The sequence below is a fragment of the Paenibacillus sp. J22P165 genome (assembly GCF_059692015.1).
Genome location: NZ_JCAUAP010000001.1, coordinates 825,108 through 839,105 on the forward strand (window position 1 = coordinate 825,108; position 13,998 = coordinate 839,105).

The window sequence follows — 13,998 nt, forward strand, 5'->3', positions numbered from 1 at the left end:
AAACAGGAGCAACACAAGAGCTTTACAAGATTTGGAGGCACACAGCATGGACTACGTAGAAATTGGTCAGGTGATTTCCGGGTTTCGGGAACGGATGACCAAGCTGGCACTTTTTGACCCGCTCTATGAGCTGCAGAGAAAGCGGCAAACAGATCGACAAAACAAACCGATTGATTTTATGGAACTTGGACTTTTAACATTACTTTATTTCTTTGAGCAAAAGTTGATGCGAAATAACAAGGCTGGCGTCAAGGACCTGGCCGAGTTTCTTTTGAAAGTAACGGGGATCTTCATTGATTTGGATGAAGCTGGATTCGAAGATCTGGCGAGGCAGATCACACAAGTGTTTCGCCCGACAACAGGGAAGAAACGGGACTTTACGTTTATGAACTGGGAATCTGGCCAGAAAGAGCATATTTACATATCGATTCTGAAAGCGAATGCCTTCGACTTAAAAACGAATACGCAGTACTACACGCTCGACGAAGATGGGTTGGAGCTTATTTTTGCGACCAAGGAATTTTACACTGAATTTCAATTGTCTATTCATCAGTTAGTATTGCGCAAACAGTTGGAGAAAGGTGAGTTCGAAGGTGCCTTGCGTCAAATCAACGAAATGCGGATCGATGTAGAAGCGCTGCAGGAGCGGATGGTTAAGCTGGAGCATGAGCTGAAAAGAAACATTGTATCAGAGGAAACATTCGGACGATATAAAGGTCTGCTAGAAGATATCTATTTACGATTGCAAATGGAAAATGACGAGTTTGAAGAATTACGACAATTCGTGAAAGAGACCAAGGATCGTGTTCAGGCACAGACCGTTAGACAAGTGGATCAACGACCGTATGAGTTAATTTTACGAATATCTAATGAGTTGGAAAAGGTGCATGGCGAGCATTCTGTTCTTTTTCACCAGAGTATGGTGCTGAAATCGCATGCCTTAGGCGCAGCGCAAGAATCCTTATATTATACGGGATTGGACTCTTTTAATTTTGATCAGGATATTGCTTCTCTTATCTTTAGTACGCCGCTGCCTTTAGAGACCATGAAAGGTGTTATTGCCCCATTTTTACCTGTACAAGAGACGAAGATGTGGTCACTGTTGACAGTGTGGTCCGAGCAAAACTTGCTGGAAGACAGCACCGGTCAGGAGCGGGATAATACGTTTCTGGAAATTGGCGGAGACAGCGACGAATACCGGTACCAGACGATGCAGAAAAAGTTGTACAAGCATCTGATGGAGCTCCTTTTGCAGATGATGGAAGAGCAAGGCCAAGTTGAAGTGAAACTTTTCATTGCATGGTTAGAAATGAATGAAGATACAAGATTGCTGAGCGAGCGAGCATTTTATGATTTTTGGATTTATCTGCATCAGAGAAGCCCTTTACAGGCGGTGGATATGGATCTGCAGCAGAATGAGGAGCAGGCGACGTTACTGGAAGATATGTATGCGCTTCTCGGAAACCGCTGTTTGGTCGTAATTGAACAACAGGACATCATTCAGGTGAATGACAGGTTTAGCATACAGAATATGTTGATTTCATGGGGAGAACAGGATGACAATCGGACTTGAAAATGGAACAGTAATGAAAGCTTTTCGAATTTACACTTTGCTCGCTCGCGATAACGAAGTGGGGAAAGAATGGCTTCAAGCTTACATGGCGGACGACGTGGTACGCGGACTTGTGGATCAATTTGCCCGAGAAGTGGATTGCGTAACGATTATTGCAGGCGAACAGCTATATATGATTCCGGAGACAAGGCTATCGCCTTTTCATATGAATAATGAAGTAATTAAACGCACTTATCTGAGAGCGAACGCGGTGAATGCAGATCTTTATCTGATGTATGTCAGCATTATTGTATTGATTGGTGCTTTCTATGACAGTTACCAAACGATGGAGCCGACGAGAAGTTTTATCGGGATTGAAGAGTGGACAGCGCTTGTGAATGAGCGAATTGCCTTATTAAGTACACATCCGGAAGCAGAATTAAAAGAAATGGAGAAGGAATTCTCCTATAACTGGACAGCCTTGATCGAAAAATGGAGTGCTATGGACGATATCAAAGAAACGGCTGCGAAGCAAAGCGGGAATACAATAAGCCGGGTTAGCTTTATGGATGCTGTCCGCAAGTTTCTCATCGCACAAGAATTGGTGATCGATATTGGCAATCAAGAAATTACGTTGACCGAAAAGGCCAAAGTCGTAGTGCAGCGTTATTTCATGGAGTTGGAGTATAACCGCGGTATTTTGGAGTTTTTATATCAAAACCATACGTTTGAGGGGGAGGGAAGCGAACATGCCAGCGATCTCTAGAATACGGTTTACGAATGTCGTCTACGAGGATGGAAATAAGCGTTACAACGATGAATTGTTTCATTTCGATGGGCATAACGGCGCGATTTTGCTGGAAAATGGGGGAGGCAAGACGGTTTTCATCCAGTCTGCTATTCAAGCTATTCTACCTCATGAGGAGCTAGCTGGACGTAAAATTAAAGATACATTAAGTCTCGAAAATGGTCCTGCGCACATCGCGATTGAGTGGATCCTAAGTGAACGGCCAAGGCGATATGTTGTGACCTGCATCAGCTTGTTTTTGACAGCAACAGGAATAGATTCCTATCGGTATGTGTATGATTATCCGGTGCTTGATCCTGACGCGATTGATCGTATTCCTTTTGTGAAGGAAAGTGCCGGCAATCTTCGTGCAGCGGATAAAGGCGAAATTCATGATTATTACCACGGGATGACGGTAAAAAGAATGAATGCGAAGCTGCCGTCCACGATGAAAGAATACCGCAAAATATTGGAAAATGATTACCATATTATCGCCTCCGAGTGGGAACGGATTGCGAAGATCAATAGCTCGGAGGGCGGGGTCGAGAGCTTTTTTGACGAATGCAAAACGACGGGCCAGTTGTTTGATCGCTTGTTAATTCCGACAGTAGAAGATGCCATGGCTGGTTATGAACAAGGCGAGTTCGCGAATAATTTTGAAATGCATAGGGATAGCTTCAAAAAATATAAAGAATTAAAAGAAAAAATCGAAGAAAATAAAAAAATCCTCTTGGAATTAGACCAGTATGTACTTCGCTATGCCGCAATGGATATGAAGCAGACCGCATATGCAGCTGCGCAAGCTGAAACGAAGGCCTATTGGCTGCTCGTCAATGAACAGAAGAATGAGGAAACCGCCAAGCTTTCGCATTGGCATCAGCAAATGGCGGTATGCGATGAGCAATGGCAAGAACTCGCTCGAAAGAAGGAATCGTTGCATATTGCTAAGCAAGGGCAGGAGCAATCTGTCTTGGAAACGAAGCTCAAATTGGTCGAGGATGACGTGGAGTTCAAAGAAAAACTAGTCCAAAGTGCGAAAGAGAGCTATTATTCGTTGCGTTTGGCCGATTACAGACAGCAGTGGACTTCTGCCGAAGAGCGCATGAACTATGTGCAGCGTGAACTTGAACGATTCGGTCATACGCAAGAAGAGGATGTTCTGCGGGAAGCGTGGAGCCAGAATGGCGGGCAAATTCGCAGTATTTATAGCAAAATGGAGCGGGAGTGGCAGGCTGAAGAAGAGAAACTCAGTCTGGAAGTAACTGCTCATCAGAATAGATTGAATCTAGAGGAAACGATTCTGAATGAACTCTCAAGTGAACTAGAGCTATTAAACAAGCAGCTCATTGAACATAGATCCCTTGTACAAGCGCGTGAGAAGGATAGAGATGAGCTGAGAGCTAATGTATTAGCCAATCCAACCGTAGAGAGCATGGAAGGCAGTATGACGGACTGGATTCAGCGGTATCAAAAGTTGGATGACAGCAATGTGGGGCTGGTGCAGAAGAACAAAGATTTGGCATTTGCTAAAGAGGAAAATGAAAGACAACTGGCTGGCGTGAGTGAAAGCCTCAAGACCGCCTTTGTAGACCGTGCCAGTGCAGAGCATAAGCTTGCTTCATTTGAAAAAGAGCAGCAATCCATGCTGGAACAAATCGCATCGTACAGGTCTTCATGGGGAAGACTCACATCTGTTTATGAGAAGCAGAGTTCGATTGAAGAACGACTTAGTGAGGATACGGCAAAGTTGCTGCTCGAGAAGGAAGCTTACTTGCTGAAAGAGCGTCTTGCGTTCCGATATATCGATGATTATGGCGCCCAGCCTATATTTTTTGCCGATGTCTATGTGGCTGGCTTGGTGGAGAAGTGGAGAAACCAGTTCACGTTATTGGAGACAGGTATTTACTATTTGCAGAGTTTAAAGTTAACGGAGCGCGCGTTGATCCATCCCCTTTGGTCTGTCACATTGATTACGACGGAAGGCGAGGTCGGGTTAGTCACAAGTAAGCTGCGGCAGTATGCGGAAGATATGCAGTTCCCTATTCAGGTAATTTCATCTGAGGAAGCGGCGCGTCGGGCGAAGAGTGATACTCCAGCTGCGGCGGCCAATAGCATGTGGGTTGAACCGCAGCATTGGCGTGATAACGCGGAGGCAGCGGAATTTGACAGCTGGAAGCAAGCTATCTCTTTGAAAGGAGAGGAAGTTCGCACAGCACGTCAAGAAAAGGAACGTGATCTGCAGCGTACTTCTGAGCTTCAAGCTGCTTTTAGCCGATTCCTTCTGGCATATCCGCTTGAAGTTAAGCAAGAATTGGAGCGGCGAGTAGGACTCACTCGCGACTCCGTTCGTGAGCTAGAGAGCCAAGAAGATGCCATCAAGAAATCCATTCGTCAGGCAGAGATGATGATTCAGCAGCATAATACCGTTTTAGATGAGCAGAAAGAAGAGATGGTTCAGCTTGGGCAGTGGATCGAAAAAGGGCGGAAGTACATCGAGCTGGGCAAAGAAATTGTCACGTTGAACGGGGCAATCGATCAGCTTGCCCAGCAGTCTGACGATCAGCAGCTTAAGCTGGAGGGCAGACGTCGTTCAATGGATCAAGCAAAGCTGGAGAGCGAATCGGTGAGGGGCAGAATGAGCGCTTTGAAAACCGAGAAAGCGAGTCTTCAAAGTCAAGATCTGTACATTGAACTAAGTGATGTGCAGCCCATAGAGGCGAATCATAGCTTAGATTGGCTGAAAACAGAGAGAAAAGATTTGCATCTCAAGCTCAATCATATTTCCCAAGGACGCCAGCAGCTGGAAGCGGAATTGAAGCATGCTCAGACTAGCAGAACAACGTTGGAGCGGGAGATGAACAAGCTTCGCTTAGAACAAGCGGACCTGAATTTGAACGAGGAACTCGCTTTCTCTGTGACGGGTGAAGATCAGATGTCCCAGCTAATGTCCGAGCTCAAAGAACACGAGTCACGACTGATGCGCGATAAGGAAGAATTGGTTCGGATTAACAAACAATTTAATGAAATGACAGCGAGAATTAAATTGCTTGTTGAGCAGTATCGTGATACCCATAAGGGTGAACGGCCGCTGGCATTCTCAGATTCGCTGAGCACAGTGGATGTACACGTCCAAAGTGAGGATATGCGTCTACAACAGATGAAATTGGGCTTGCAGCAGCAACATACGCAAATCCAGGCGCAATTAAGTAAAATCGGAGACGTGATCGATTACCTAAATCAATACAAAATTTTGCACGGGTTTGAGAATCCACTCATTCAGGCAGCCTTTATCACACCGGAGCAGAGAGCGGAGTTTCCGAATGACAGACAGACATGGGTGCGGAAATCGGTGGCGTCACTAACTGCCTTGATGAAGGAACTGGAAGCGGAAGAGGCGACGGTGAAAAAGGCTAGATTGCACTTTATTGATTTTTGCCGGAAACAAATCAAAGATGTCAAGATGAGGGATATGGCTGAGCAAGGTGTCGAGAACAAAGTGAACTATCTCGAACTAACGCAATTTCAGCATAAAATGCACAGCCGCATTGAACGCGTCAATCATGTCGCGGAAGAGACGATGCGCACGCACAACCAGCAGCTCGAACAGTATATCATTCATGTGCACAGCCATTTGAAGCTGATTGCCTCTGAACTTCGAGATATTCCGAATAAAACGAGAGTCAAAGTCGAGGATCAGTGGAAGCATATTTTCTCGTTTCTCATTCCTGAATGGGATGAACTGGAGGCGAAGGATCATCTGCGTAAGCATCTGGAATGGGTTTTAACCGAACTAGAAAAAGGTCATTACCGCGATGAAAACGATCAAGAAGTGAAATCAACGGTTCGCAAGGAACTTGAAAAATGGCTGGATACGAAGCAGCTTCTGCAGATTGTTTTGCAAGAAAAAGTCATGAAAGTCTCCTGTCGTAAGGTCACCAATGAGAATAACGTTACGAAAGCCTCATTCTCATGGGAGCAGTCGAACAATTGGTCTGGCGGGGAAAAGTGGAGCAAGAATATGACGTTATTCTTAGGACTGCTCAACTATGTCGCTGAGAAACGCCAACATATTCAAGCGAACATGAAGCGGCATCGCACCGTAATCCTAGATAATCCCTTCGGTAAAGCATCGAGTGACCATGTGTTAAGTCCTGTATTTTTTATCGCGGAACAGCTTGGCTTCCAGATCATCGCACTGACTGCGCATGCGGAAGGCAAATTCCTCAAGGACTATTTCCCTGTTGTCTTTAGCTGTAGGCTCAGACAAGCGGCCAATGGCAGCAAACAGGTCATGACCAAAGAAAAGGAAATTAATCAAGCTTATTTCCGTGATCATGCGCCGTTTTCGCTGGAAAGACTAGGGGACGTTAAGCAGATGGAGTTGTTTATTTAAGACATATTTATAATTGAACCACAGATAGTCTGCTTCATCTTCCGAGGCTGTGCGTCGGAGATCAAGCAGGCTTTTTGTTACGTCTGAAATTCGTAGAACCAAGAGGATCTCATCATGGCAATATGAAAGAGAGTGTTGAGTTCTTTTTCATCATCAATAATGATAATCATTATTGATGATGGTATAATCAAATAAAATAGGAGTGATATTTCCGACAAGGAGAGAGGAAAATGAGCGTATCAGTTCAGACTTATATAGCGGACAATTACGGAGTTAATCTGGAGTCCCATCCAGATCCGCTTTTCACGATGGCAGGGCCGCTTCTTTTGACGGAAAATGGGATGCGAGAGTTCTTAGCTGCTTATTCACCTCTGATGAAAGCACTTGAACCTGCAGCTGCTGGAGCCTATTTAATCAGCCGTCTCGGAAGCCTAAATGCAGCGATGCAGTATATGGTTACACATGATGAATTATTTGATCTGTCTCCTGAGCTTTGGTCGCTGCAAATGTATCGAAGTGAGAAGGGGTTTATTGAGTTCCGTGTTGTGCTTCAAGAAATAAGAAAACTGAGCGGTCCGCCATGCGGACTTCGAAACGAATGGCGTGAAGAGCACTTATCCCGCTGGTATGCGGAGACGATCCGGCCTCTTGTGGAAGCGATTGCTGCCGCTGCAGATATGGACATATTGCATTTATGGAAAATTATACCTGGTCGACTTCGAATTATTTTTGGACAATGGAAAGCAGCGAGTACCTCAGAAGAATGGCAGGCTCGTTATGAAGAGGACCATCTCTTCGTTACGAAAGAGTTGAAAGGGGAGGTATTCGGCCACCTTCGAAATCCCTTGTTTGTCAAGGTTGTGAATCTGGATTACCCTGGTAAACCCGGCGAGCCCGACACTACAATTAAAATGAAAACGGCCTGTTGTATGTTCTACCGAACGGAAGGCGGACAATATTGCTACACGTGTCCCCGTATGAAACCGCAAGAGCGGGAAGAGCGCAAAGAACAATTGCGACTTCAATTCGCGGAAGAGGCAGCCGCTGCTAAAAGTGCTGCGAAGTAACCATTATGTGCAAGTGGAGTTCAAAAAAAGTCTGTTTCTTATTTCCGGGGGCAAAGCAGCGGGATAAGGCAGACTTTTTAGTTACTTCCAAAGGAGGACCGGTGTGTGCGAGGTCAGCAACCAAATGATGAATTGAGCAAGCCTTTATTCGACGATTATCCCTTGCTTGCCACGAAATTATATATTCCTCATCAACCTTCCTATCTTGTTCCCAGAGAACACCTGATGGCGAAAATGTCTTCGGCCATGCATTGTAAAGTAACAGTCGTTACTTCGCCACCTGGTTTTGGGAAGACGACCATGGTCAGTCATTGGTGTTTAAATGGGGAGATACCAGTAGCGTGGGTCTCTTTGGATCGCGGCGAGAATGACTTACTGCGATTTTGGACGTATGTCATGGCTGCTATAAATCGGATCTGCCCAGGTGTTGGTCATAAATCGTTCTCATTACTGAAGACAGTGTCGTTTTCTGCAGAGCAAATGATAGCGTGGCTGCTCAATGATTTATTTAAAAGCTCACATCCGATCCTGCTTGTTCTTGATGATTACCATCTCATTGAGTCGGAAGAGGTTCATCGCTGGGTGGCGTTTTTTATTGAACGTATGCCTCCTCACATCCATGTGTGTTTACTCAGTCGCAAACAACCTCCAATTGCTTTTGGTCAGTTACGCGTTCAAGGACAACTCAATGAAATCAGTCTTTCTGAATTACGATTTAAGGAGCAGGAAATAGCGGACTTTTGGTTTCGGCAAACAGGAATTTCACCTAACGAATTATCTTTAAAGCTGTTATCTGACCGCACAGAGGGATGGGTTGCTGGTATCCAGCTAGCTGTTTTATCCCATTTATCAGGTCAAGCGGACGCTTTACATCAATTTAAAGGCGATCATCGCTATGTTGTTGACTATTTAATGGAAGAGGTTTTTGATCACTTACCAGAGGGAACTCGTAAGTTTTTATTAAAGACTTCACTATTAGAAAGGATGAATGCAGAGCTTTGCGCCGAGTTGACGGATGAACCCGCACAGAGCGGGCGATTGCAAGAAATGGAGAAATCCAACTTGTTTGTCATTCCTCTGGACGCAGAAGGCAAATGGTTCCGTTATCATCACTTATTTGCGGATTTTTTGCGTTGCCGCCTCAAGCAGCAGCATCCGGAAGAGATTATTTCTTTACATCTAGCGGCAAGCGAGTGGTTCGAAAAGCACAACCATGTGGGTGAAGCCATTGAGCATGCGATGGCAGCAAGTGCGTTTGATAAAGCGAGCGAGCTCATTTTAACGATTGCTACAGAGCTTTTAAAAAGAAGAGAACTTACCACCTTGCATCGTTGGTTGCTTCAACTACCTGTTGCCATCCGGGAACGTCCCGCGTTGCTGATTATTCAAATATGGACGGAACTGTTTATGGGTCACAAAGAACAAATGGATAAGCATATGGGTACTTTGCAAAAGGGGCTCCATGCACCCAACCGTGTAGACGACTCGTTTTACATTGCCATTCGGGAAGATATGAAGGTTGTTAAAAACTTTCAGGCGATGCTGCTAGGTGATTTCAAGCAATGTTATGCCCTCTTGGAGGAGATGTATGTCGACGAGAATCTCCCCAATATTGAAGGACTGCCGATGCTGTTTGGCTTAGGCATGGAGCTGAATGACGGGACGATTCCACTCATCAGAAGCTATTATGGCTTTAGCGGTCGAATCAAGCATGCAGAACGTTATCACCGATTTTATGGTGAATTTATCGATAAGAATGGGTTCCACGATTATCCGTTTACGGCCTATCAGCGGGCAGCCCTTTGTGAGGTAAGTTTTGAACGTAATCAGCTAACAGAGTCTTTTTGTTTAGCGGAGGACGCTATTCGCCTCGCCAAACGGAATCATGTCATTGGGGCTTATGTTCCCGCTGTCATCATTCAGTCGAAAATTCTTTGGGAGAGAGAAGACAAAGAAGAAGCGTTAGCCATTCTCTACGCAGCGATGGATCATCTCAAGTTGACCCATCACCATAGTTCACAATGGCATAGTTTACTGCATGCTTTTCTGACTCGCTGTCAACTTGAGATGGGAGAGGTAGAGGCTGTAGATCACTGGATGACGGCGTCGCCTTGGAGCAGACAAAACGAGATTATTGGAGATCAAGACTTTGAGCTCCTGATTTATATACAGATTTTAATGATGAAAAAAAGCTGGGCAGAAGCACTCACTTGGTGTGAGCAACTCTTAAAGAAATCGAAAATCTCTGGTCGAATGATGACAGAACTGGAAGTTCACATAGCGTTAGCGCTTTTGCATGATAAAACGAACAAGCCTCATACGAGTATGCTGCATTTACATCAGGCGCTTTTACTGGGTGAGCGGGAGGGGTATCTGCGTATATTTATGGGTACGGATATAGCGCATTTGCTGAGACAATATGCGGATGTGCGGAAGAATAAATATATGGTAGAAGTGCAAGGACAGCGTGTCTCCCTTCACTATCTTCAAGCGATCCTCTCCCTTTCTTCTGCAAAGTGGCAGGCTGAAAGTAGTGAGAGCCGGGAGGCATCCTCTGTGTTTATGCTGACTATTCGTGAAAAAGAGGTGCTCCAGCTCATCGTTGAGGGATTGTCCAACAAAGCGATAGCAAAGAAGTTAGTGCTTGCCGAAGGGACAGTAAAGCTTCATCTCCATCGCGTGTACAGCAAACTGCAGGTAAGCGGCAGAACGCAGGCTATTCAGAAAGCTAACCAACATCGGTTACTTTAAGCAAAAGATATAACCATCGTATATATCGTTCGTTAGATGGCACTCACTTTCACTTCTGATAAGCTGATAGCATTCAGTGCTGGAGGAGGAAGGAAATGTCAGAAAATTTCTATGATGTTATTATTATTGGTGCACGAGTTGCCGGTTCAACCTTGGCTTATGAATTATCGAAAGCGGGGTATAAAGTGCTGCTCGTGGATCGTACTACGTTTCCAAGTGAAATTTTATCTACCCACAATTTGTTTAACAATTCGGTCGCCATGCTTCGAGAGATGGGCGTGTTGGAGAAATTACTTCAGACAGGGACCCCGATGTATAACCGAGCATTTATTCAAATGGACGACATGATCGTGGATGGGATATTTCCCGAAGTTAATGGAGAAACCCACTGTTTATGTGTGCGGCGCAAGTACTTGGATCAAGTGCTGTTCGATCATGCCTGTGATCAGGAGCTTGTTACGGCCATTGAGGGGTTCCGAGTCACAGAATTGCTTTACGAGAAGGATACCGTGTCCGGAATTGTTGGTATGCGACGCGATGGTACAACTGAGCAGTTTACGGCCAAGTTGATTGTTGGTGCTGATGGGCGTAATTCAACGGTGCGCAAATGGGTCAATAGTGAAAGGAAGTGGAGCGTTCCTACGGATTTCGCTTCGTATGTGGGGTACTTTTCGGATTTTCGTCAAGAAGGCGACCCTTGTGTTGAATTTTATAAACTCAAAGATCAAATCGCGATTGTATTTCCGACAAGTGATAACCTCGTGGTCATTGGGATTATGTTTCCTTTGGCTAATACGGTATGGAGCGAGAAATTTCGCAACGATCCAGAAGCAGGTATGCGCGAATTAGTGGAGATAGGTTTCAGTTCTACTACTTTTCCTGAGAGGCTGCGAGAAGCTACATTGGATGAGCCAATGAAAGGGCTGCTTGGTTACGATAACGATTGGTTCCAAGGTATGGGGAAGGGTTGGGCTTTAGTTGGAGACAGCGTCTCATTCAAGGATCCTGCGGTTGGGCAAGGCATGCATGATGCGATATACGGAGCGCGCTTATTGCGGGATATTTTATCCGAAACGGTTGATTGGACATCCAATTGGAGCGAAATGGCTCATAAATATCAGACCGCGATGGAGTCCAAAATGATGTCTCGCTATCAATTAGCCTGCCAAACGACGAAGAATACACCCGTCACAATGGAACAAGCGATGGTTAATCGATTGATTGGTAGTCATCCTGATGCATCTCAGGCTTTTCTTGGTATTTATAATTACGCGAATGAGCCCGAATTGCTACAACAAATCATCATCCGTTTGATTCAAGAAGGGATTGGATCGGTAGAATGAGCACCCAATAATTGCTTGGGAAATAATCGGAAAGGGCTAATTGATTTCCTTCGTGAAATCGGTTAGCTCTTTTTTTTCATGACTCTTTTCGCTTAATCGTATCTGTTGACTTTTTTGTTGGTTTTTTTCCTCTTTATGCATACAATAAGGGAAGCACTAATTCGATGCAGCAGGGTGATGAATATTGAAAAATTGGTTAATGAGTAATATGAAATCGACAGTAATCTTAAGCATTCTCATCATCGTCGCAGCCGTTGGCGGTGTGTTAGGCTACTTCGGATTGCACCGAGATAGTGACGGCGGCTTCACGCTGCATACACAAACGTCTTTTCGGCCTGATGTCGTTGTTATGGGAACCGAGCTTGAAGGGATGTACCTCGCACAAAGGGCAAAACAAGAAGGCCTAGGCGTGTTAATCCTTGAAACGAAGGGTAGATTGGGTGGACAGCTTATCCAGGGGGAAATGCTCTATCTCGATGGTACCTACGATGATGATGGTGCCCAGCTTATGCAGGGCGGTATGAAGGAGTTATTTCAGCAATATACGAAAGGAAGTATTCGTACCAAAACAGATTTTGCTCATTATTTTCATAGATTGATTGAAGGAATTCCACTAGAGAAAAATGTTGTTCTAGAAGACGTGAGCATGTCAGGGAATAAAGTCGATTCGCTAACTTATCTTGACGGTAATGGGAAAAAACGCATCGTAAAGCCTTCCTATTTCGTAGATAATTCGGATGATGCTGCCTTAATTCGCAAGCTTGATGTGGCACCTCTACCAGGGTTGGAAGCGCTATATGGGAGCAAGGAACGCGAATATATGAGCGGCACGTACATGATGAAATTCAAAGGGGTCGACTGGGACAAGTTTCAAACGCATTATTGGAAAATGAATAAAGTAGAGAGAGCACACAAATACGGACCTGAAAGTTACGTAAATTCACACATTGCATACGGGTTCCCGCCAGTTGTATCGGCTTATGAACTGCGCAACAAGAATGAACTGAATCTCCGAGGGTTGAACATCCTGAATCAAGGCAACGGGGAAATTATTATTAACGCACTGCAGATATACGGCATTGATCCGAGCCAGAAGGAAACGATTCAAAGGGGCATGGAGTTAGCCAAAGCAGAAATGCCCTTCATACGCGATCATCTTCGTAATCAGATGGTTGGCTTCGAGCAGGTGGAATTGGGTGGAGAGCCCAACGAACTGTACATTCGAGAGTTCAACCACTACCCAACCGAATATGTACTGCAAGCTTCTGACTTAATGAGTGGCCGTATGTTCTGGGATAACGTAAGCATTGGCGGCTATTTTATGGACATTCAAGGTTCGCGCTCCAATCGGGAAGGACTTGCTATCGGTCGTCCGGATAAATATGGGATTCCGCTGCGAAGCTATTTGCTGCATGACTACGATAACGTTGTCACAACGGGGAAGCTAGTTGGGGCAACTGCAGTAGCCTATGGAAGTGCAAGGATTCAACCGAATGGAGCCATGGCTGGGGAGACGATCGGTGTGCTCATGGCGCAAATGAATGGAAGAAGCTTGAAGTCGACATCCCAAGAGGAAATTAAGCGACTTCATGAACGGATGGAACATAAATATCAGATCAAGCTAGATGATCGCATCATAGCCAAGAATAAAATCGCTCATCTCTCTGAGGGAGAGAAAGCGGAGTTGAATAGTGGGAGGATTACGCTGCTGAAAGGCAATAAGATCGCCCATCATCTGCCATTCATTCGGGTCAGCGTGGAAGGCCAGACCATCACATACAATGGAATTAAGCCTATTGTGATTAATGGCATCCCATGGGTGCCGTTAAGTCAGACATTCGAGAAGATAGGGCTTGGCGATGCAACTTATGATGAAGAAAACAAACGAATCCTTTACACGTTCAAGGGGAAATCAGGAACGATTGAGTCGGCAGACGTTCAGGTACTGAACAATTTTGTACTTGTAAGTTGGGCGAAGCTCGCGGAAGTGCTAGGTTACACCTGGGAGTGGAATAAAGCGGGAGACGAAGTCCTTGCAAAACTTCTTTAATGGCTGCGTTTATCGGTATTATCACGAAGTCATCCATCAGTAAAACGAAAATCTG

Annotated in this window: 7 protein-coding genes; all 7 read left to right on the forward strand. The window is 45.1% G+C overall.

Going from position 1 to position 13,998, the window contains the following annotated elements:
- The first annotated feature begins 46 nt into the window (after window positions 1–46).
- Complete coding sequence (locus AC58QM_RS03555) at window positions 47–1,573, forward strand: replicative DNA helicase (RefSeq protein WP_497281397.1); 1,527 nt, start codon at window positions 47–49, stop codon at window positions 1,571–1,573.
- Window positions 1,557–2,318 (forward strand): DUF6063 family protein, encoded by a 762-nt coding sequence (locus tag AC58QM_RS03560; RefSeq protein ID WP_497281398.1) that lies wholly within the window; start codon window positions 1,557–1,559, stop codon window positions 2,316–2,318. Before AC58QM_RS03555 ends, AC58QM_RS03560 begins: the two co-directional genes overlap by 17 nt.
- A complete protein-coding gene (locus AC58QM_RS03565) occupies window positions 2,302–6,732 on the forward strand; it encodes a coiled-coil domain-containing protein (protein WP_497281399.1) in 4,431 nt (1,476 codons plus the stop codon). Before AC58QM_RS03560 ends, AC58QM_RS03565 begins: the two co-directional genes overlap by 17 nt.
- Before the next feature lie 230 nt (window positions 6,733–6,962).
- Window positions 6,963–7,799 (forward strand): (2Fe-2S)-binding protein, encoded by an 837-nt coding sequence (locus AC58QM_RS03570; RefSeq protein WP_497281400.1) that lies wholly within the window; start codon window positions 6,963–6,965, stop codon window positions 7,797–7,799.
- 105 nt (window positions 7,800–7,904) lie between these two features.
- Complete coding sequence (locus tag AC58QM_RS03575; protein ID WP_497281402.1) at window positions 7,905–10,550, forward strand: winged helix-turn-helix domain-containing protein; 2,646 nt, start codon at window positions 7,905–7,907, stop codon at window positions 10,548–10,550.
- A 95-nt stretch (window positions 10,551–10,645) separates the two neighbouring features.
- Window positions 10,646–11,893 carry an NAD(P)/FAD-dependent oxidoreductase gene (locus AC58QM_RS03580; RefSeq protein WP_497281404.1) on the forward strand — a complete coding sequence of 416 codons (1,248 nt, stop codon included), beginning with the start codon at window positions 10,646–10,648 and terminating at the stop codon, window positions 11,891–11,893.
- Window positions 11,894–12,077: 184 nt separating this feature from the next.
- The gene (locus tag AC58QM_RS03585; protein WP_497281406.1) at window positions 12,078–13,943 is read left to right on the forward strand and encodes an FAD-dependent oxidoreductase; all 1,866 of its coding nucleotides are present in this window, start codon (window positions 12,078–12,080) and stop codon (window positions 13,941–13,943) included.
- Window positions 13,944–13,998: the final 55 nt, after the last annotated feature.

Excerpts from the sequence above, each read along its gene's own strand:
- AC58QM_RS03565 (WP_497281399.1), top strand. The coding sequence starts at position 2,302 with ATGCCAGCGATCTCTAGAATACGGTTTACGAATGTCGTCTACGAGGAT.
- AC58QM_RS03580 (WP_497281404.1), top strand. The coding sequence starts at position 10,646 with ATGTCAGAAAATTTCTATGATGTTATTATTATTGGTGCACGAGTTGCC.
- AC58QM_RS03560 (WP_497281398.1), top strand. The coding sequence starts at position 1,557 with ATGACAATCGGACTTGAAAATGGAACAGTAATGAAAGCTTTTCGAATT.
- AC58QM_RS03555 (WP_497281397.1), top strand. The coding sequence starts at position 47 with ATGGACTACGTAGAAATTGGTCAGGTGATTTCCGGGTTTCGGGAACGG.
- AC58QM_RS03570 (WP_497281400.1), top strand. The coding sequence starts at position 6,963 with ATGAGCGTATCAGTTCAGACTTATATAGCGGACAATTACGGAGTTAAT.